We start from the raw sequence: 20,860 nt of genomic DNA on the forward strand, positions 1-20,860 counted from the left end.
CGTGGTCGCGTATCGCGGCTTTCGTTTTGCGGCTTTCGTTTCGCGATGACGGCGCGGCGCGGGGCAGGCCCGCACCGCGCTCGGATCAGCCCGTGTTGCGCAGGCCGGCCGCGATCCCGTTGATGGTCAGGTGAATCCCGCGGCGCAGCCGCGCGTTCGAGTCGCCCGCGCGGTGACGCTTGATCAGCTCGACCTGCAGGTGGTTCAGCGGATCGAGATACGGGAAGCGGTTCTTGATCGAGCGCGCGAGCAGCGGGTTGGTCGCGAGGCGGCCTTCGTGCCCGGTGATTTCCGCGAGCGCCTGCGACGTGCGCTCCCATTCCGCGACGATCCGCTCGAACACGTGCTTGCGCAGCTTGCGGTCGGCGACCAGCTGCGCGTAGCGCGACGCGACCGCGAGATCGGTCTTCGCGAGCACCATGTCCATGTTCGACAGCAGGTTCGCGAAGAACGGCCAGGTCTTGTTCATCTTCCTGAGCAGCGCGACGCGCTTCGCGCGCTCGGCCGCGTCCTGCGCGCCGTCGAGATACGCGCTCACCGCGCTGCCGAAGCCGTACCAGCCCGTCAGCAGCAGCCGGCACTGGCCCCACGAGAAGCCCCACGGGATCGCGCGGAGATCCTCGATCCTGCGGTTCTTCGGATCCTGCAGCTTGCGCGAGGCCGGGCGGCTGCCGATGTTCAGCTCGGCGATCTCGGTGATCGGCGTCGACGAGAAGAAGTAGTCGGTGAAGCCGGGCGTTTCATAGACGAGCGCGCGATACGACGCCATCGCGGCGTCGGACAGCGTCTGCATCGCGGCTTCGAACGCGGGCAGTTGCGCGGGCGCGTTCGATTGCGGCAGCAGCGACGCCTCGAGCGTCGCGGCGACCACCGTCTCGAGGTTGCGCCGGCCAATCTCGGGGTTCGCGAACTTGCTCGCGATCACCTCGCCCTGTTCGGTCAGGCGGATCTGGCCGTTCACGGTGCCCGGCGGCTGCGACAGGATCGCCTGGTAGGTCGGGCCGCCCCCGCGGCCGACCGTGCCGCCGCGGCCGTGGAACAGGCGCAGCGTGATCTTGCGTTCGCGGAACAGGTCGACGAGCGCGAGTTCCGCGCGATACAGCTCCCAGTTCGACGTGAGGAAGCCGCCGTCCTTGTTGCTGTCCGAGTAGCCGAGCATCACTTCCTGTTCGGCACCCTGGTGCGCGATCAGCGCGTCGATGCCCGGCAGTGCGAAGTATTCGCGCATGATGCGCGCGGCGTCGCGCAGGTCGGGAATCGTCTCGAACAGCGGAATCACCATCAGGCCGTTCTTCGCATGGTGGCCGAGCGTGCCTTCGAGCAGGCCCGTTTCCTTCTGCAGCAGCAGCACCTCGACGAGGTCGCTGACGGTTTCCGTGTGCGAGATGATGTAGTTGCGCACCGCACGCGCGCCGAATTGCGCGCGTACCTCGCGGGCTTTCTCGAACACGCCGAGCTCGCTCTGCGCGAGCGCCGAGTATTCGAGGTACTGCGAGCGCAGCGGGCGGGGATCGGCAAGCGCGGCCAGCAGCACGCGCAGCTTGTCTTCCTCGGCGAGCGCCGCGTAGTCGGCTTCGACGCCGGCGCGCGCGAACAGCTCGGCGACCACGGCTTCGTGGATGTCGGAGCTCTGGCGCAGGTCGATGCTCGCGAGATGGAAGCCGAACACTTCGGCCGCGCGCACGAGCGGCGCAAGGCGCGGTGCGGCGAGCGACGCGCCGTGATGTTCGTCGAGCGAGGCGGTCAGCACCTTCAGGTCGGCGACGAAGGCCTCGGAGTCGGCGTACGGCACCGCGCGCACCGGCGGCGCGCCGCGGCCGGCGCTGCGTACCGGCACCGTGCCTTCGCCGAGCCGCACGCGCGCGCTTGCGGCGAGCCGCGTGTAGATGCCGATCAGCGCACGGCGATACGGTTCGTCGACGCGATGCGGCGACTGGTCGGGCGACGCGGCCGCGAGCGCCTTCACCGCGTCGTTCGCGCCGACCAGCAGGTTCGATACCGACAGCTCGGCGCCGAGCTTGTGCACCTGTTCCAGATAGTGTTCGAGGATCACCGCGGATTGGCGGTTGATCGCTTCTTCGAGGGTCGGGGCGGTCACGTTCGGGTTGCCGTCGCGATCGCCGCCGATCCAGCTGCCCATCTGGAAGAACGCCGGTACACGCGCGGACAGGCCGTGCTCGGCGAGCGCGGCCTCGATGTCGCCGTACAGCGCGGGCAATTCGTCGAGGAACGTCGCGCGGTAGTACGACAGCGCGTTCTCGATCTCGTCGCCGACCGTCAGGCGCGCGTCGCGCAGCATGCGGGTCTGCCACAGCGCGGTCACGCGCGCGCGCAGCATCGATTCGTTGTACTGGCGCTCGCGCGCGGTCAGCTCCTGGTCGCGCTCGGCGAGCAGGCGCGCGATGTCGTGCTGCGCGTCGAGGATGCTCTTGCGCTGCACTTCGGTCGGGTGCGCGGTCAGCACCGGCACGATCAGCGCATCGTCGAAGAAGCGCTGCAGCAGGCGCTTCGACGCGTTGCCGGTCGTCTTCAGCTGCTCGAGCGCGTATGCGACGGTGCCGGGCTGCGGCGCGGAGCCGGCCAGCGCGTGGATGCGGCGGCGGCGGTTGTGGTGGCGGTCTTCCGCGATGTTCGCGAGGTGCGAGAAATAGCTGAACGCGCGCACGACGCTCACCGTCTGCTCAGGCGTCAGCTTGCGCAGCTTCTTCTCCAGCGTTTGCGCGGCCTCGCTGTCGTCCTCGCGGCGAAACTTCACCGCCGTCTGGCGAATGGTCTCGACGACGTCGAACACGGTGTCGCCTTCCTGTTCACGCACCACGTCGCCGAGCAGGCGGCCGAGGTAGCGGATGTCCTCGAACAGCGGACCGTCCTTGTCCTCGCGCGTGCGGGCGCCGGGCTTCGCCGCGCCGGCCTTGCGGGCGGCCGGGGCGGCGGATTTGATCGCGCGTTTTGTCTGACGTATCGGGTCTTTCGGTTTCGTTGCCGTTTTCGCACGGCCGTTCGCGGCGGTGGCGATGGTGCCCGTCGGGGCATCGGAGGAGGGCAGGGCAGCATTGCGGCGCGCCGTACGCGCCGATCCGGAAGACTTCACGATGGGTTTCCTTGGGAAAGCTCGAGTCAAAAGGGACTGCGGGGACTGCGGAAACTACGGGAACTGCGGTCAAGCAACCAGCTACGTGCGGCACATCCGCGCATCGGTGTCGCCGCCTGCGCCGAAGCGCGGCGGGCGCAGGCTCCGGGCCCGGGCGGGCCGGGGCGTGCGTGCTACCATTGTTCGATCTTCAATCCCGTCCTTCGATGTTCCAGCAATGAATTCCGAGACTCTTGCGGCACAAGCTCCCGCGACGCTGACGATCGCTTCGCGCGAGAGCCGCCTGGCGATGTGGCAAGCCGAACATGTGCGTGATGCGCTGCGCAAATTATATCCAGCTTGTGACGTGAAAATCCTCGGGATGACGACCCGTGGCGATCAGATTCTCGATCGCACGCTGTCGAAGGTCGGCGGCAAGGGCCTGTTCGTGAAGGAGCTGGAGAATGCGCTCGCCGACGGCCGTGCCGACCTCGCCGTGCATTCGCTGAAGGACGTGCCGATGGCGCTGCCCGACGGTTTCGCGCTGACCGCGATCATGGAGCGCGAGGATCCGCGCGACGCGTTCGTGTCGAACGACTACGCGTCGCTCGACGCGCTGCCGGCCGGCGCCGTCGTCGGCACGTCGAGCCTGCGCCGCGAGGCGATGCTGCGCGCGCGCTATCCGCACCTCGACGTGCTACCGCTGCGCGGCAACCTCGACACGCGCCTGTCGAAGCTCGATCGCGGCGATTACGCGGCGATCATCCTCGCGGCCGCGGGCCTGAAGCGTCTCGGCCTCGAAGCGCGGATCCGCGCGCTGATCGACGTCGAGGACAGCCCGCCGGCCGCCGGCCAGGGCGCGCTCGGCATTGAAATCGCCGCGCACCGCACGGACGTCGCCGGATGGCTCGCGCCGCTGCACGACCCGCAGACCGCGCTCGCGGTCGAGGCCGAGCGGATGGTGTCGCGCGCGCTCGGCGGCAGCTGCGAGGTGCCGCTTGCCGCGCACGCGGTGTGGCGCGCGGGCGAGCTGTACCTGACGGGCCGCGTGTCGACGACCGACGGCCGGCGCGTGCTGACCGCCGAGGAGTGCGGCGCAGTGATGACCGTCGCCGATGCGCTCGCGCTCGGCCGCGCGGTGTCCGACGAGCTCGAGGCGCAGGGTGCGCTCGACATCGTCAACGCACTGCTCGCCGGCTCGCAGGCCGGCAAGGGCGACGCCTGATGGCAGGCGGCGCGCGTGCGTTCACCGCCGTCCTGACGCGCCCCGACGGCCAGTCGGCCGCGCTGGTGGCCCAACTGGCCGAGGCCGGCTGCGACGTGCTCGAATTCCCGCTGATCGACATCGCGCCGGTCGACGATCCGGCGCCGCTCGATGCCGCGTTCGCGGCGCTCGCGGACTACGCGCTCGTGATCTTCGTATCGCCGAACGCGATCGACCGCGCACTCGCGCAGTACGGCGCGATCTGGCCGAATGCACTGCCGGTCGGCGTCGTCGGGCCCGGCAGCGTCGCGGCGCTCGAGCGCCACGGCATCGCGGCGCCCGCGCATCGCGTGATCGCGCCGCAGGCGCCCGCCGACGGCGGCGTCCCGCATTACGATTCGGAAAACCTGTTCGCGAGCATCGAGGCCGCGTTCGGCGGCGCGCAGGCGCTGGCGGGCAAGCGCGTGCTGATCGTGCGCGGCGACGGCGGGCGCGAATGGCTCGCCGAGCGGCTGCGCGAAGCCGGCGCGGACGTCACGCTGGTGGCCGCGTACCGGCGCGTCGTGCCCGAGCCGCGCGTCGGCGCGTGGGAGCGCGTGCATGCGCTGCTCGCCGGCGCGCCGCACGCGTGGCTCGTCACGAGCTCGGAGGGCGTGCGCAACCTGCACGAACTCGCGCGCACGCACCTGAACGACGCCGAGATCGAGGCGCTGAAGCACGCGCCGCTCGTGACGCCGCACCCGCGCATCGAGCAGACCGCGCGCGCACTGGGTTTTGATAGGATTACGCTGACCGGCGCGGGCGATGAGCGCATCGTCCGCGCGTTTCGAACGATGGCCGACGAGGCCGTCCAACCGGCGACAGCCGCACCGGTGACTAAACGCATGACAGATACCAACGATTCCAAAAGCGTCGCTTCCCAGCCGGCCGCTGCTTCCGCACCGCCGTCCCGTCCCGCCTATATGGCGTCCGAACCGCCTGCGCGCCGCGGCGGCAGCGCGGTGCTGTGGTTCGTCGTCGTCGTGCTCGGCTGCGCGGCGGGCGCCGGCGGCTATGCGCTGAACCGCAAGGTCGACCGGCTCGACGATTCGTTCGTCGCACGCCAGAAGGCGCTCGATGCGCAGACGGCCGAGATCCGCATGAAGACCGAGCAGGCGCTCGCGGGCACGCACCAGGTCGACACGCAGCTCGCGCAGCTCGACGGCAAGCTCGCCGACGCGCAGAGCGCGCAGCAGGCGCTGCAGCAGCAATACCAGGACCTGTCGCGCAACCGCGACGCGTGGATGCTCGAGGAAGTCGATCAGATGCTGTCGAGCGCGAGCCAGCAACTGCAGCTCACCGGCAACACGCAGCTCGCGCTGATCGCGCTGCAGAATGCCGACGCGCGACTCGCGACGTCGCAGAGCGCGCAGGCCGTCACGGTGCGCAAGGCGCTCGCGCAGGACATCGAGAAGCTGAAGGCCGCGCCGTCGGCCGACCTAACGGGCCTCGCGATCAAGCTCGACGACGCGATCGCGAAGATCGACGCGCTGCCGCTGTCGGGCGAGGCGACGGTTCCGCACGCGTCGCCGAAGGCCGCTCCGGCCGAGGCCGCGTCGCCGGTGGCAGCCGACACGCCGCGCTGGAAGGTGTGGTGGCATGACTTCTCGGCCGGCCTCGGCGAGCAGCTGAAGGGCCTCGTGCAGGTGCGCCGGATCGACAATGCCGACGCGATGCTCGCGTCGCCCGACCAGGGCTACTTCGTGCGCGAGAACGTGAAGCTGCGCCTGCTCACGGCGCGGCTGTCGCTGCTCGCGCGCAACGACGGCGCGATGAAGGCCGACCTGCACGCCGCGCAGGCGTCGCTCGGCAAGTATTTCGACCAGGCATCGAAGGACACGCAGACCGTCGAGGATCTGCTCAAGCAGGTCGACGGTGCATCGCTGACGGTTGCGGTGCCGAACCTGAACACGAGCCTGAACGCCGTTCAGCAGTTCAAGAGCCGGGGGTAACGATGACGCTTCGAGGAATCGTCTGGCTCGCGATCCTGTTCGCGATCGCCGCGGCACTCGCCACCGTCGGCCATTTCGACGCGGGGCAGGTGCTGCTCGTCTATCCGCCGTACCGGGTCGACGTGTCGCTGAACCTGTTCGTGATCTCCATCGTCGTGCTGTTCATCGTCGTGTACGCGCTGCTGCGCATCGTGCGCAACATCTGGCGCATGCCGCAGCGGGTCGCCGCGTATCGTGCGCGTTCGCGCAACGAGAAGGCGCAGGCGTCGCTGCGCGACGCGATCGCGAACCTGTACGCGGGCCGCTTCTCGCGCGCCGAGAAGGCTGCGCGCGACGCGCTCGCGGTCGATGCGAACCAGGGCGCCGCGAGTCTCGTCGGGGCCACCGCCGCGCACCGGATGCACGAGTACACGCGCCGCGACGACTGGCTGTCGAAGGTCGACGCGCCGGAATGGCAGGACGCACGGCTGCTCGCCGCGGCCGACATGCGCGCGGATGCGCGCGATGCCGACGGCGCGCTCGCCGCGCTGGCCGACCTGCAGGCGGGCGGCAAGCGCATCCATGCGCAGCAGGTCGCGCTGCGCGCGCAGCAGCAGTTGAAGAACTGGGCCGAGGTGCTGAAGCTCGCAAAGGCGCTCGAGAAACGCGAGGCGCTGCATCCGGCCGCGGCCGTGCGGCTGCGCCAGCAGGCGGCGGAGAACCTGCTGCGCGAACGCCGGCACGACCCGGACGCACTGCTCGAGGTGTGGCAGTCGCTGTCGCCGCTCGAGCGCCAGTCGCCACGCCTGGCCGATCTCGCGGCCGAGCTGCTGGTGACGCTCGAGCGCCGCACCGAAGCGCGCCGCATCGTCGAGGACGCGCTCGCGCACAACTGGGATGCGCGCCTGCTGCGCCGCTATCCGGACACGGCCGGCGGCGATGCGCTGCCGCTGATCCAGAAGGCCGAAGGCTGGAGGAAGGATCACCCGGACGATGCCGACCTGCTGTTCGCGCTCGGCCGTCTCTGCCAGCAGCAGCAGCTCTGGGGCAAGGCGCAGTCGTTCCTCGAAGCCGCGCTGAAGCAGGCCGACAACGAGGCGCTGAAGGTGCGTGCGCACCGTGCGCTCGCACGCCTGTTCGAGCACCTCGGCGAAACCGACAAGGCGGCGAAGCACTACCGCGAAAGCGCGCTCGCGATCACCGTGGTCTGACGCGGCGGCGCTCGCCCGCCGCGCGTAAAAAAGCCCCGAACGCCGGATGGCCTTCGGGGCTTCTCTTATGCGCTCTCGCCTCGCCGGACTGGACGCTACGCGCGGAGCCGGCGCGGCAAGTCGTTTTCGCCCGCGACGAACGGCATCGCGGCGCGCCGCGTCACGTCACTTGTCGACGAGCCGCTTCGGCACCGACAGCGCGAGCAGCCCGCCAAGCACGAGGAACCCGGCGAGCATGTACATGCCCGCGTCGTTGGCGCCCGTCGCCTGCTTGAGCCAGCCCATCATGTACGGGCTCAGGAAGCCCGCGAGGTTGCCGATCGAGTTGATCATCGCGATGCCCGCCGCGGCCGCCGCGCCGCCGAGGAACGCGGTCGGCAGGCTCCAGAACAGCGGCAGCGTCGTCAGGATGCCCATCGTCGCGAGCGTGAGGCCGAGCATCGCGAGCGCCGTCTGGTGCGCCCAGATCACCGACAGCACGAGCCCGAGCGCGCCGAACGCGGCCGGAATCGCCAGGTGCCAGCGTCGTTCGCGGCGCTTGTCCGCGCTGCGCGCGATCAGGATCATCGCGACCACCGCCGCCGCATACGGAACCGCCGACAGCAGCCCGATCATGAACGTGTCGGTCACGCCGGTCGCCTTGATGATCGTCGGCAGCCAGAAGCCGACGCCGTACAGCCCCATCACGAACGAGAAGTAGATGAGCGCCATCAGCCACACGCGCGGGCTCGCCATCACCGCGCCGAGCGGCAGGTCTTCCTTGGTCGCTTCCTCCGCGTCGACGTTGCGCGCGAGCAGCGCCTTTTCGTCGTCGGTGAGCCATTTGGCCTTCGCGATCCGGTCGTCGAGCGCGAAGAACACCAGCACGCCGGCCAGCACCGACGGGATCCCTTCGAGCAGGAACAGCCATTGCCAGCCGTGCCAGCCGCTCACGCCGTTGAACGCCTTCAGGATGAAGCCGGAGATCGGCCCGCCGATCACCCCGGACAAGGCGACTGCCGTCATGAAGAACGTCGTCATCCGGCCGCGCCGGTGCGCGGGATACCAGTAGGTGAGGTACAGGATCACGCCGGGGAAGAAGCCGGCCTCGGCGACGCCGAGCAGGAAGCGCATCACGTAGAACATCGCGGGCGTCGTGACGAACATCGTCAGGATCGAGATCACGCCCCACGTCGCCATGATGCGCGCGATCCAGACGCGCGCGCCGACCTTGTGCAGGATGATGTTGCTCGGCACTTCGAACAGGAAGTAGCCGAAGAAGAAGATCCCGGCGCCGAGCCCGTAGACGGTATCGCTGAGATTCAGGTCGCTCGCCATCTGCAGCTTCGCGAAGCCGACGTTCACGCGGTCGAGATACGCGACCACGTAGCACAGCAGCAGGAGCGGCGTGAGCCGCCAGGACACCTTGCGGTAGGTTGCTTCCTCGAATGCGCCGGACGAGCCCGGCAGCGACTGCGTCGATGTTGCCATGTTGTCTCCTGTCCTTTCTTGTGGTGGCCGGAGCCGGCGCGGCGGCGCCCGATCCGGTGTCGTGCGAAGCAATGACGATGCGTGGATGCGGCGCCGGCCGGCGCTGCCGGCGCGGCGCCATCACGGCCGTGCGGCTAGATGCAGCGCCCGCCGTCGACTTCGAGACAGACGCCGGTGATGAACTCGGCTTCGTCGGATGCGAGGTACAGGGCCGCGTTCGCGATGTCCTGCGGCGTCGAGAAGCGGCCGAGCGGAATCGTCGCGAGGAACCGGCGGCGATTCTCCGGCGTGTCCTCGCAGCCCATGAACTCGGTCATCAGGCCCGTCTCGCCGAGCACCGGGTTGATGCAGTTCACGCGAATCCGGTCGGCGCCGAGCTCGGCCGCGAGCGACTTGCTCGCGGTGATCATCGCGCCCTTCGTGCTGTTGTACCAGACGAGGCCCGGGCGCGGCCGCACGCCGGCCGTCGACGCGACGTTCACGAACACGCCGCCGCCCTGCGTGCGGAAATACGGAACGAAGGTCTGCACGCTCCAGAACAGGCTCTTCATGTTGACGGCGTACACGCGGTCGAACTCGGCTTCCGTCACGTCGAGCACCGGCTTGTTGCGATGGGTGGTGCCGGCGTTGTTCACGACGATCTGCACCGAATGGAAATCGTCGAGCGCGGCCTGCAGCAGCGCGCGCCAGTCGGCGTCCTTCGACACGTCGCCCGCGACCGCGATCGCCTTGCCGCCCGCCAGCGCGATCTCGCTCGCGACGCGCTCGGCCGCCGCACCGTTCAGGTCGTTGACGACGACGTTCGCGCCTTCGCGCGCATAGGTCTTCGCGATGCCTTCGCCGAAGCCCGAACCGCCGCCCGTGACGAGGGCCGTCTTGCCGCTCAACCGCATGGTGTGTCTCCTGTGCTGGATGCGTGCAGGGTGCTGCGGGACACGGCCGGTCCGTTGCCGGCCGCGTTCGTCTGGTTCAGCCGTGCCGGATCGCGATCGTCTTCAGCGTCGTGAAACCGTACAGCGCCTCGAAGCCTTTCTCGCGGCCATGGCCCGAGTGGCCGACGCCGCCGAACGGCAACTCGACGCCGCCGCCCGCGCCGTAGTTGTTGATGAACACCTGGCCGGCGCGCAGGCGGCGCGCGAGACGCAGCTGGCGTGCACCGTCGCGGGTCCAGATGCCCGCGACGAGGCCGTACGGCGTGCCGTTCGCGAGTGCGACCGCTTCGTCTTCGTCGACGAAGCGCATCGCGGCGAGCACCGGGCCGAACACTTCCTCCTGCGCGAGCCGGTGCGACGCCGGCACGTCGCGCAGCAGCGCGGGCGCCTGGTAGAAGCCGCTTTCGGGCGCGTCGGCGACGACCTGGCCGTGCCCGGCCATCGGAATGCCGTCGTGCTGCGCGTCGGACAGGAAATCCCACACGCGCTGCTGCTGCTTCGCGTTGATCAGCGGGCCACAGTCGAGATCGGCGCGGCTCGGGCCGACCCGCAGCCCGTTGAACGCGGTGGCGAGCCGTTCGACGAGCGGCTCGTAGACCGCGCGCTCGATCAGCACGCGGCTGCCGGCCGAGCAGGTCTGCCCGCCGTTCTGCACGATCGCCGACACGAGCACGGGCAGCGCCGCGTCGAGATCGGCGTCGGCGAACACGATCTGCGGCGACTTGCCGCCGAGTTCGAGCGTGACGGGCACGTGGTTCTCGGCGGCCATCTGCGTGACCAGCTTGCCGGTCGCGGGCGAGCCGGTGAACGAGATGTGGTCGATGCCGGGATGGCGCGCGAGTGCCGCGCCCGCTTCATGGCCGTAGCCGGTGACGATGTTCAGCGCACCGGCCGGCAGCCCGGCTTCGGCGGCGAGTTCGGCCACGCGCAGCACCGACAGGCACGCATCCTCGGCCGGTTTCACGACGCATGCGTTGCCGGCCGCGAGCGCCGCGCCGACGCTGCGCCCGAAGATTTGCATCGGGTAGTTCCACGGCACGATGTGGCCGGTGACGCCGTGCGGCTCGCGCACCGTCAGTACCGTGTAGCCGGCCTGATAGGGGAGGGTTTCGCCGTGCAGCTTGTCGGCGGCGCCCGCGTAGAACTCGAAGTAGCGGGCGAGCGCGGCGGCGTCGGCACGCGCCTGCTTCAGCGGCTTGCCGGTGTCGCGTGCCTCGATCGCGGCCAGTTCCTCGAGATGGTCGGCGACGCGCGCGGACAGCCGCATCAGCACGCGGCCGCGCTCGGCGGCGCTGGCCGCGCCCCACGGGCCCGCGAACGCGTCGCGGGCGGCGGCGACCGCGCGTTCGATGTCGGGCGCGGTGCCGCGCGCGATCGTCGCGAACGGCTGGCCGTCGGACGGGTCGACGACCGGAATCGTCTCCAGTTGCGCGGGCAACGTCCATTCGCCTGCGATGAAGTGCTTCGCTTCTTCCATGCGTGCTCCTGTCGACCCGAGTTGGCGCTTTAGCGCCTACTCGGGTCCCATGCTTCGCGGTCGACCCGGCTTGGCGTTTCAGCCCGTGCTCGGCTTCCATGCAACATCACCCGGGGTTCGATGGCCGGACATCCGGAACGATTATCGCGCCGATCGTCATCCGGACGCCACCGGTCGATTGGCTATAATGGCGCATTCCCTGCGGGGACGCCCGCGGCGGTGCAACGGCCGCGGCGCCCCTGTCCCGAATTCCATCGACCAACAGAGAGCGCTATGAGCTTCAATCATGTTCCGGCCGGCAAGGACCTGCCGCACGATTTCAACGTGATCATCGAGATCCCCGCGCAAAGCGATCCGGTGAAGTACGAGGCGGACAAGGAGCTGGGTCTCCTCGTCGTCGACCGCTTCATCGGTACCGGCATGCGCTATCCGGTGAACTACGGCTACATCCCGCAGACGCTGTCGGGCGACGGCGATCCGGTCGACGTGCTGGTGATCACGCCGTTCCCGCTGCTGGCCGGCTCGATCGTGCGTTCGCGCGTGCTCGGCATGCTGCAGATGACCGACGAGTCGGGCGTCGACGCGAAGCTGGTTGCGGTGCCGCACGACAAGGTCTGCCCGATGACGGCGAACCTGAAGTCGATCGACGACGTGCCCGAGTACCTGAAGGACCAGATCAAGCACTTCTTCGAGCAATACAAGGCGCTCGAGAAGGGCAAGTGGGTGAAGGTCGAAGGCTGGGCCGGCATCGACGCCGCGCACAAGGAAATCGCCGACGGCGCCGCGAACTACAAGAAGTAAGCCGGCTGGCCGGCCTCGCGGCCGGTTCGTTCGGAACGCAAACCGCGCGTGTCTCCTCAGGAGGCCGCGCGGTTTTGTTTTGTGCGCGGTTTGGCGCCGGTGGTGGTGCTCTTTCGCGTGCGGGCGGGCGCGGGCTGGGAGCCGGCGTTCGGCGAGGTTTTCGTACGCTTCGCTCGCGTTGAGTCGGTTGAGCGAATTGCGCCCGTTGCGCCGCGCTCGGTGGTGGCCGGAGCAGCGGCTTCGACGGCTTCGGTTCTGGCCTTTCCGGCCGCCGACGTACCGCGGCGCCCCGGCGATGTCGAAGCGCTGCCGGCGCGTGCCTTCGCGACGGACTTGCCGCCGGCGGCCGGCGCTTTCCGTTTCGGCGTCGAGTTGACGGCAGGCTCGTCCTGCTTTGCCGCCGTGCTGCGCGACGAGGCCTTTTTTGCTTCGGCGGCGTCGCCGTTCGTCGCGCGCTTGCTGGCTGGAGCTGCTTTCGTCTTCGCACGAGCCTGCGCGCTTTGCCCGGACTTCGAGGTCTTGCCGGACCGCGATGCTTTCCCGTCACTACCGGCCTTCGCGGCTTTCTTCACGGGTTGTTCCGTTTCGGCCGCCTGCATCGTGATTTCGGCGGGCTGCGGCGCCTTCTTCACTTTCTTCCGCCGCCGCGTGCCGGCCTTCAAACCGTCCGCATCGACTTCCCCGTCGATCGTCACCACAGCCGGCAGCACCGATTCCAGCGTCCGCAATCCTGCCGCCAGTTCGCGCTTCTGCGCGGCGGTCAGCCGCTTCACCCAGTACTCGGCGCGCGACGCGATCGAGCGGTCGGGCAGCGGGAACGACGCGAGCACCGCGCGCGGCTTGCGCGAGCGCGTATAGCGCGCGCCCTTGCCGGATGCGTGCTCGTCGAAGCGCGCAGCGACGTCGGTCGTGATGCCGGTGTAGACGCTGTCGTCGGCACACTCGATCAGATACAGAAACCAGGACATGGGCAGGCGGCGGGATGCGAAGCCGTCAGTGTCTCAGAATTGGCGCGTGCCGCCGCAAGCGACATGATTCGCGCCCGCCGTCACGGCCCTCGCCGGAACGGATCGTGCTCGCGCAGCTCGTCGACGTACGCGTGGATATGCTCGGTCTCGCGTTCGAGAAAGCGCGCGACCGCATCGGAGAACGCCGGGTGCGCGAGCCAGTGCGCGGAATGCGTGACGGTCGGCAGGAAGCCGCGCGCGAGCTTGTGCTCGCCCTGCGCGCCGCCCTCGAACGTGTCGAGCCCGGCCTCGATGCAGAATTCGAGCAACTGGTAGTAGGCCGTTTCGAAATGCAGGCAGGGCACGTGTTCGAGCGCGCCCCAGTAGCGGCCGTACAGCGTGCCGCCGCGGCCGTGCGCGCCGCGCCGGTAGACGGCGAGCGAGCTCGCGATCGGTTTGCCGTCGGCTTCGGCGATCACGAGCAGCAGGTTCTCCGGCATCGTCGCGCCGATCGCGCGGAAGAAGTCGAGATTCAGGTAGGGGCTCGAATAGTGCTCGCGATAGGTCTGCCGGTAGCAGCGCGAGAAGAAGCGCCAGTCGGCGTCGGTGATCTGCTCGCCGGCGAGCCGTCGGAACGTGACGCCGGCATCGCGCACCTTGCGACGTTCCGCGCGGATGTTCTTGCGCTTCTTCTGCTCGAGCGTGCCGAGGAAGTCGTCGAAGTCGCGGTAGCCGTCGTTGAGCCAGTGGAACTGCACGCCTTCGCGCAGCATCATCCCCATCGACTCGAGCAGCCGCGCCTCGTCGCCGGTCGGGAACAGCACGTGCAGCGACGACACGTCGCTTTGCTCGGCGAACGCGAGCAGTGTGGCCGCGAGCCGGCGGCGCGCGTCGTCGTCGGCCGCGAGCAGGCGCGTGCCCTGCACGGGCGTGAACGGCACCGCGCACAGCAGCTTCGGGTAGTAGGACAGCCCGTTGCGCTGGTACGCGTCGGCCCACGCCCAGTCGAACACGTATTCGCCGTACGAATGCTGTTTCGCATAGACGGGCGCGGCCGCCGCGAGCCGGCCGGTGCGCGCGTCGGTCAGCGTGACGAAGTGCGGCGACCAGCCGGTGTCGTCGACCGCGCAGCGCGCGACGTGCAGCGCGTCGAGGAATTCGTGGCGCAGGAACGGCGTCGGCTGCGCGTCGCGCTCGAGCAGCGCGTTCCATTCGTCGGCCGGCACCTCCGCGGGGGACGACAGGATGCCCGTGCGATAATCGATGCGTTCGTGTTTCAAGCGTGAATCCGTACAGTTGGATGCCGCCGGATGCGTGCCGCCGTGGCCCGCTTCCGAGGCGTTTTCGTCAGCCGTTCAGGGCGCGCCGCCGGGCTGCGCCGATCCCGTCATGAAGACCCGACTCGCTCTCGCCCAGATCAACGTCACCGTCGGCGATTTCGCCGGCAACGTCGCACGGATCGTCGCGGCCGCCCGCGCCGCGCACAACGATGGTGCGCGCCTGATGATCGCGCCCGAACTCGCGCTGTCCGGCTATCCGCCGGAAGACCTGCTGCTGCGGCCCGCGTTCTACACGGCGGCGGCGGCCGCGCTCGACGCGCTCGCCGATGCGCTGCGTGCGTTCGACGGGCTCGCGGTGCTGGTCGGCCATCCGTTGCGGAGCGCGGGCGGCGGTCCGTCGGGCGGCGCTCCGCACGCGCCAGCCGTCGATGGTAATGCAAACCGCCCGATCGAGCGCGGCGTGCCGCCGGCCGACACCTACAACGCGGTGTCGCTGATCGTCGGCGGCGAGATCGTCGGCACCTACCGCAAGCAGGATCTGCCGAACGCCGACGTGTTCGACGAGAAGCGCTACTTCGCGACCGACACCGAGCCGCTCGTGTTCGAGCTCGACGGCGTCAGATACGGCGTGATCATCTGCGAGGACGCATGGCATGCGTCGGCCGCGCAGATCGCGAAGGCCGCCGGCGCGCAGGTGCTGCTGATCCCGAACGGTTCGCCGTACCACATGAACAAGGAAGCGCTGCGCATCGACATCCTGCGCGCGCGGATCCGCGAAACCGGGCTGCCGATGGTGTACGTGAACCTCGTCGGCGGCCAGGACGAGCTCGTGTTCGACGGCGGCTCGTTCGTGCTCGACGGCGAGGGCGCGCTCGTCGCGAAGATGCCGCAGTTCGACGAAGGGCACGCGATCGTCGAGTTCGACGGCGCGCGCCCGCTGCCGGGTGCGATCGCGCCCGAGCTGCCGGTCGACGCGCAGGTCTATCGCGCGCTCGTGACCGGCGTGCGCGACTACATCGGCAAGAACGGTTTCCCCGGCGTGCTGATCGGGCTGTCGGGCGGCGTCGATTCGGCGCTGGTGCTCGCGGTCGCCTGCGACGCGCTCGGGCCCGAGCGCGTGCGCGCGGTGATGATGCCGTCGCGCTACACGGCCGACATCTCGACCACCGACGCGGCGGAGATGGCGCGGCGCGTCGGCGTGCGCTATGACGAGATCGCGATCGCGCCGATGTTCGACGCGTTCCGCGCGGCGCTCGCGGGCGAATTCGCGGGCCGCGCGGAGGACGCGACGGAAGAGAACATCCAGGCGCGCATCCGCGGCACGCTGCTGATGGCGCTGTCGAACAAGTTCGGCTCGATCGTGCTGACGACCGGCAACAAGAGCGAGATGGCGGTCGGCTACTGCACGCTGTACGGCGACATGGCCGGCGGCTTCGCGGTGATCAAGGACATCGCGAAGACGCTGGTCTACCGGCTGTGCCGCTATCGCAACGCCACTGCGGACTACGGGCTGCGCGACGTGATCCCCGAGCGGATCCTGACGCGCGCGCCGTCGGCCGAGTTGCGCGAGAACCAGACGGACCAGGACAGCCTGCCGCCGTATGACGTGCTCGACGCGATCATGCGGATGTACATGGAGGAGGACCGGCCGCTCGCGGAGATCGTCGCGGCCGGCTATGCGGAGGCCGACGTCGCGCGCGTGACGCGGCTCATCAAGATCAACGAATACAAGCGCCGCCAGGCGCCGATCGGCATTCGCGTCACGCATCGCGCGTTCGGACGCGACTGGCGCTATCCGATCACGTCACGCTTTACCGAACGTCTCGACTGAGCCGCGCCGCGCTGTGCGCGGCCGGCCGGCTTACGGCTTACACTTACGGCTTAAAATCGGGATTGCGATTTTTCATCCAAACGAGCATTAAGGGACAACCATCATGAAACGCATCACCGCCATCATCAAGCCGTTCAAGCTGGACGAAGTCCGCGAAGCGCTCGCCGAAGTGGGCCTCACCGGCCTGACCGTGACGGAAGTGAAGGGCTTCGGCCGCCAGAAGGGGCACACCGAGCTGTATCGCGGCGCCGAATACGTGGTCGACTTCCTGCCGAAGATGAAGATCGAGGTGGTCGTCGCGGAAGCGCAGGTCGACCAGGTGATCGACGCGGTGATCGGCGCGGCGCGCACGGGCAAGATCGGCGACGGCAAGATCTTCGTGTCGGACGTCGAGCGCGTGATCCGCATCCGCACCGGCGAAGAGAACGAAGCGGCGGTCTGAGCGCCGCATCCGGCCCGTTCGGCAGGGCAGATCGGGCCGCGGATCGCACGATCCCGGACCGCCAATAAAAAACGGTGCGGATACCCGGGAGGGTACCGCACCGATACGCGCCTCTCGCAGCAGCGTGGAAAGTGTTGTCGAATCGTTCTCTGGACGGCGCCTGATCAGAACAGGTGCTGGATGCCGGCGTAGACGCCGGTCTGGCTGCCGCCCGGATGCGGGTTGCCCGTCGACACGGCGGTGCCTGCACCGTTCGCGTTCAGGCCGAAGTTGGCCGTCGAGCTGTTGCGCACCGTCGCGACCTGCACGTCGAACAGCGTGCGCTTCGAGATGTTGTACGAACCGCCGACCGTGTAGATGTTCGCGTTGCCGCCGCCGTGGTTGGCGTTCACGTGGTACACGGCCGCGATCAGCGCTGCCGCCGGCGTGGCCTGCCACGTCACGCCGCCCCAGACCTGCTGGGTGCCGGTGATGCCGTTGTTGACGGCCGGGCCGCCGCTGCCGTCAGCATGCGACGACTGGTAAGCCGCCTGCAGCTTGAACTGGCCGAGGAACACGTTCAGGCCCGCGAAGTATTCACGCGAGTAGTTGAACACGTCCGAGAAGCGGCCGTTGCTGTCGCGCGTTTCGTCGTAGATGCCGCGCAACTGGAACAGCGAGTTCGTGTACGTGACCTGTGCGCCGGCTGCACGACCAGGCTGGCCGGCCGTCGTGTTGCCGTTGAAGCTGGTCGAGTTCGAGAACGCGAACTGGCCGTAGAAGTCGAGGCCGTAGAACTGCGGCGACTGGTACGACACGTTGTTGCTGGTCTTGTTCCAGTTGCGGCCGCGCACGAGCGATGCCGACGACCAGCTCGACTGGCCCAGCGGATCGAAGTCCCACACGCCGTTCGCGATCGCGAGTTCGCGACCCAGCAGCAGCGTACCGTAGCGGTCGTTGGAGATGCCGACGGTCGCGAAACGATCCCAGATCGAGCCGCTGAAGCCGCCCGTCATCGTGTTGAACGCGCCTTCGAGGTGGAACAGGACCTTGTTGCCGCCGCCGATGTCCTCGCTGCCCTTCAAGCCCCACAGGCTCGTGCCCCAGTCGCCACTTTCCGCGCGCACTTGGTGGCCGTTCTGCAGGCCGTTCAGGTACTCGAGGCCGGCATCCAGGCGACCATACAGCGTGACGCTGCTCTGCGCGTGCGCCGTAACCACCCCAGCAGCCATCAGCGCGGCCGCGACCAAAGCTTTCTTCATCATCTCCTCCATACCCTGTCAAAAAGTCAACCCAGACTGCACGAGATGCCCGGAGCAGCGAGCGCCGGGCAAAAGCGAAAAGCGGGATAACCAGGGAGACCTCGTGCAGGGCCGGTAAGCGCGGCACGCGGGCAAGCGGACGGAAAACCGTTGAGCGGTCCCGCGCGGCCGGGTCGGCTTGCGGGGTCTCCTTGTTGTGTCGTGAAGCTAAACTACATTTCACGAACTTCGTTTTGCTACTTTGGTTACTAATTTAGCAAAAATACAATTTTGTGGCGATGGAAATCGTTGTTTGACTAACACGTGTCGCCAATTTGCCATGCAACACAGTGCGCAGCGGGTGCCCAAGGGGCCGTCGATTCCCGGAAAACCCTTGTGAGACAAGGGAGACACGGATTCGGCGCCGGTGGGTCAAGGATTGTCACTATTGACGTTGCCGGGGCGCGAGCGTAAGCGCCGGACGCGCGGAATTGGTAAGTATTTCGTAATGAGTTGGCGGTGGTCCGCCGCCGCCCGGGCGCCGGAAACGCTGGTGCGGCGGGCGCCCCGCGCGCCGCACCGGAGCGTCGAACTCAACCGCCCGTCGGCCGGACGTCGAGCAGCTGCGCGCGCAGCCACCGGTGCGCGTCGGTGCGCGCATGCTTCGCGTGCGAGTAGACCTTCACCGTGTAGCGCGGGATCTCGAACGGCGCGGGGAAGATGCGGATCGGCGCCGCGTGGCGCAGCGCCTGCGCGGCACGGTTCGGCACCGTCATCAGCAGTGCCGATTCCGAGATCACGAACGGTGCGGCCAGCACGCTCGGCAACTGCACGGCGACCTGCCGCGTGAGGCCGAGCCGGTCGAGCACGTAGTCGACGACGCCGCGCGACTCGTTCCACGGCGTGACGACGACGTGGCGTGCCGCGAGGTACTGGTCGAGCGTCAGCCGGCGGCGGATGTCCGGATGCGTGGCGCTCGCGATCACCACGTAGTCGTCCGAAAACCAGTCGAAATCCTCGATGCCCGGTGCGTCGGCGGCCGACTCCTCGTGATAGCCGAGCGCGAAGTCGATGCGGCCGGCCGCGAGTTCGTCGATCGAGATCTTCCGGTCGGAGTGGACGACGCGGATCCGCAGCCGCGGCGCGACCTGCTCGATACGCGCGAGCAACGCCGGCAGCACGGCGAACGCCGTGTAGTCGCTCGCGGCGAACACGAACGTGCGGTCGCTTTGCGCGGGATCGAAGCGGCGTGCGCGGGCGAGCCCCTTCGACATCGTGTCGAGCGCATCACCGGCCCAGGTGGCGATGTCGTCGGCGCGCACGGTCGGCTGCATCTCGTTGCCGAGGCGCACGAACAACGCATCGCCGATCGCTTCGCGCAATCGGGCGAGCGCGTGACTGAGCGCGGACGGGCTCATCGCCAGCTCGTGCGCGGCCGCGGCGACCGAGCGGTGGCGGTACAGCGCGTCGAACGCGAGCAGCAGGTTCAGGTCGAGACGGCGCAGCTCTGGATGCATCATGTTCATGTCAGGATGAAGAAACTGCACTTCCTGCAGTTGTTTCGTGAACGTAGCATGTCGATCCGGGCGGCGTCACGCGCGATTGCGCGAGCGAGCGCCGCCGCATCTCGTTTTCAGTCCGGGCCGAAGGAGGGCTCCCCACCGTGCAAATCGACATCCGTTCGGCCACCGTCGCCGACGTGCCGCAGATCCTGCGTTTCATCACCGAGCTCGCCATCTACGAGAAGGCGGAGCATGAAGTGGTCGCGACGCCTGCATCGCTCGAGCGCAGCCTGTTCGGCGAAGGTTCGCCCGCGCGTGCGCTGATCTGCGAGGTCGACGGCGAGCCGGCCGGCTTCGCCGTGTATTTCTTCTCGTATTCGACGTGGCTCGGCCGCCAGGGCCTGTATCTCGAGGATCTGTACGTGTCGCCGCGCTTTCGCGGCGCGGGCGCCGGGCTGCGGCTGCTGAAGGCGCTCGCGCGCGTCGCGGTGGATACCGGCTGCGGGCGTTTCGAATGGAGCGTCCTCGACTGGAACGAGCCGGCGATCCGCTTTTACGAAAGCGTCGGCGCCGCGCCGCAGAGCGAATGGGTGCGCTACCGACTCGCGGGCGACGCGTTGCGTGCATTCGCCGACGGCGCGCCGGTGGACGTCGCGTAAACGCAAGACGGGCGCCGCATGGCGCCCGTTCGTGCAGTGCGACGCGGAGGAGCGCGCGTTACTTGAGGCTGCCCGACAGGAACCCGCGCAGGCGTTCGCTCTTCGGGTTCGCGAACACCTCGGACGGCACGCCTTCTTCCTCGACGCGCCCCTGGTGCAGGAACATCACGTGGTTCGACACGTTGCGCGCGAAGCCCATCTCGTGCGTGACGACGATCATCGTGCGGCCTTCCTCGGCCAGCTTCTGCATCACCTTCAGCACTTCGCCGACCAGTTCCGGGTCGAGCGCCGACGTCGGCTCGTCGAACAGCATCACGTCCGGATGCATCGCCAGCGCCCGCGCGATCGCGACACGTTGCTGCTGGCCGCCCGACAGGTGCGACGGATACTGCTTCTCGACGCGCGGCGCGAGACCGACCTTCTCGAGATACTCGCGCGCGCGGTCTTCAGCTTCCCTCTTCGGGATGCCGAGCACGTTGACGGGCGCTTCCATCACGTTCTCGATCACGTTCATGTGCGACCAGAGATTGAAGTGCTGGAACACCATCGACAGCTTGGTGCGCACGCGCTGCAGCTGCTTCGAATCCGCGGCGCGCAGCGCGCCCGTCTTGTCGAGCGCGGTGCGCACTTCCTCGCCGTCGACGAAGATGCGGCCGGAGTTGGGCTGTTCGAGGAAGTTGATGCAGCGGAGCATCGTGCTCTTGCCGGAACCGGACGAGCCGATCACGCTGATCACGTCGCCCGAGTTCGCCTTCAGCGATACGCCCTTGAGCACCTCGTTGTCGCCGTACCGCTTGTGCAGATCGTCGACGAAAAGCTTCTGAGTCTGGGAATTCATGAATAG

At 68.5% G+C, this 20,860-nt stretch carries 16 protein-coding genes; 7 read left to right on the plus strand and 9 right to left on the minus strand.

Going from position 1 to position 20,860, the window contains the following annotated elements; translation table 11 throughout:
* Positions 1-85: 85 nt before the first annotated feature.
* Positions 86-3,091 (minus strand): phosphoenolpyruvate carboxylase, encoded by a 3,006-nt coding sequence (gene ppc / locus DIE04_RS25360; protein WP_124521566.1) that lies wholly within the window; start codon positions 3,089-3,091, stop codon positions 86-88.
* A 217-nt stretch (positions 3,092-3,308) separates the two neighbouring features.
* Between ppc and hemC the strand changes: the two genes are divergently transcribed.
* Genes hemC through DIE04_RS25375 form a run of 3 tightly spaced genes read left to right on the plus strand, consistent with a single transcriptional unit; the run spans position 3,309 to position 7,455 of the window.
* Complete coding sequence (gene hemC, locus DIE04_RS25365; protein WP_044847732.1) at positions 3,309-4,295, plus strand: hydroxymethylbilane synthase; 987 nt, start codon at positions 3,309-3,311, stop codon at positions 4,293-4,295.
* Positions 4,295-6,265, plus strand: coding sequence for a fused uroporphyrinogen-III synthase HemD/membrane protein HemX (gene hemDX, locus DIE04_RS25370; RefSeq protein WP_124521567.1), 1,971 nt, complete (start codon positions 4,295-4,297; stop codon positions 6,263-6,265). Before hemC ends, hemDX begins: the two co-directional genes overlap by 1 nt.
* A 2-nt stretch (positions 6,266-6,267) precedes the next feature.
* Positions 6,268-7,455 carry a heme biosynthesis protein HemY gene (locus DIE04_RS25375; protein WP_124488443.1) on the plus strand — a complete coding sequence of 396 codons (1,188 nt, stop codon included), beginning with the start codon at positions 6,268-6,270 and terminating at the stop codon, positions 7,453-7,455.
* 165 nt (positions 7,456-7,620) lie between these two features.
* Here the strand turns inward: DIE04_RS25375 and DIE04_RS25380 are convergent, their stop codons facing one another.
* From DIE04_RS25380 to DIE04_RS25390, 3 genes are all read right to left on the minus strand, one after another.
* On the minus strand, positions 7,621-8,925 hold the full coding sequence (locus DIE04_RS25380; protein WP_124521568.1) for an MFS transporter: 1,305 nt from the start codon (positions 8,923-8,925) through the stop codon (positions 7,621-7,623).
* A gap of 134 nt (positions 8,926-9,059) precedes the next feature.
* Positions 9,060-9,818, minus strand: coding sequence for an SDR family oxidoreductase (locus DIE04_RS25385; protein WP_044847736.1), 759 nt, complete (start codon positions 9,816-9,818; stop codon positions 9,060-9,062).
* Positions 9,819-9,894: 76 nt separating this feature from the next.
* A complete protein-coding gene (locus tag DIE04_RS25390; RefSeq protein WP_124488441.1) occupies positions 9,895-11,334 on the minus strand; it encodes an aldehyde dehydrogenase family protein in 1,440 nt (479 codons plus the stop codon).
* A 273-nt stretch (positions 11,335-11,607) separates the two neighbouring features.
* On the opposite strand from DIE04_RS25390, the gene ppa reads away from it, so the two are divergent.
* Complete coding sequence (gene ppa, locus DIE04_RS25395) at positions 11,608-12,135, plus strand: inorganic diphosphatase (protein ID WP_011885693.1); 528 nt, start codon at positions 11,608-11,610, stop codon at positions 12,133-12,135.
* Positions 12,136-12,191: 56 nt separating this feature from the next.
* On the opposite strand, the gene DIE04_RS25400 is transcribed toward ppa, so the two are convergent.
* Both DIE04_RS25400 and DIE04_RS25405 read right to left on the minus strand, forming a co-directional pair.
* The gene (locus DIE04_RS25400) at positions 12,192-13,103 is read right to left on the minus strand and encodes a GIY-YIG nuclease family protein (RefSeq protein WP_124521570.1); all 912 of its coding nucleotides are present in this window, start codon (positions 13,101-13,103) and stop codon (positions 12,192-12,194) included.
* A gap of 80 nt (positions 13,104-13,183) precedes the next feature.
* On the minus strand, positions 13,184-14,362 hold the full coding sequence (locus DIE04_RS25405; protein WP_124521571.1) for a GNAT family N-acetyltransferase: 1,179 nt from the start codon (positions 14,360-14,362) through the stop codon (positions 13,184-13,186).
* A 109-nt stretch (positions 14,363-14,471) separates the two neighbouring features.
* Between DIE04_RS25405 and DIE04_RS25410 the strand changes: the two genes are divergently transcribed.
* Positions 14,472-16,193 (plus strand): NAD+ synthase, encoded by a 1,722-nt coding sequence (locus DIE04_RS25410; protein ID WP_124488438.1) that lies wholly within the window; start codon positions 14,472-14,474, stop codon positions 16,191-16,193.
* Between the two features lie 103 nt (positions 16,194-16,296).
* Entirely contained in the window at positions 16,297-16,635 is a 339-nt protein-coding gene (locus DIE04_RS25415; protein ID WP_006398637.1) for a P-II family nitrogen regulator, read from the plus strand.
* Positions 16,636-16,799: 164 nt separating this feature from the next.
* Here the strand turns inward: DIE04_RS25415 and DIE04_RS25420 are convergent, their stop codons facing one another.
* Positions 16,800-17,879, minus strand: a complete 1,080-nt coding sequence (locus DIE04_RS25420) for a porin (protein ID WP_044847749.1) — start codon at positions 17,877-17,879, stop codon at positions 16,800-16,802.
* A 569-nt stretch (positions 17,880-18,448) separates the two neighbouring features.
* On the minus strand, positions 18,449-19,375 hold the full coding sequence (locus DIE04_RS25425; RefSeq protein WP_124521573.1) for a LysR family transcriptional regulator: 927 nt from the start codon (positions 19,373-19,375) through the stop codon (positions 18,449-18,451).
* 143 nt (positions 19,376-19,518) lie between these two features.
* On the opposite strand from DIE04_RS25425, the gene DIE04_RS25430 reads away from it, so the two are divergent.
* Positions 19,519-20,016 (plus strand): GNAT family N-acetyltransferase, encoded by a 498-nt coding sequence (locus tag DIE04_RS25430; protein ID WP_124488436.1) that lies wholly within the window; start codon positions 19,519-19,521, stop codon positions 20,014-20,016.
* A 58-nt stretch (positions 20,017-20,074) separates the two neighbouring features.
* On the opposite strand, the gene DIE04_RS25435 is transcribed toward DIE04_RS25430, so the two are convergent.
* Positions 20,075-20,854 (minus strand): ABC transporter ATP-binding protein, encoded by a 780-nt coding sequence (locus DIE04_RS25435; RefSeq protein WP_124521574.1) that lies wholly within the window; start codon positions 20,852-20,854, stop codon positions 20,075-20,077.
* Positions 20,855-20,860 lie beyond the last annotated feature (6 nt).

Source organism: Burkholderia sp. Bp8994 (assembly GCF_003853805.1).
Taxonomy (GTDB): domain Bacteria; phylum Pseudomonadota; class Gammaproteobacteria; order Burkholderiales; family Burkholderiaceae; genus Burkholderia.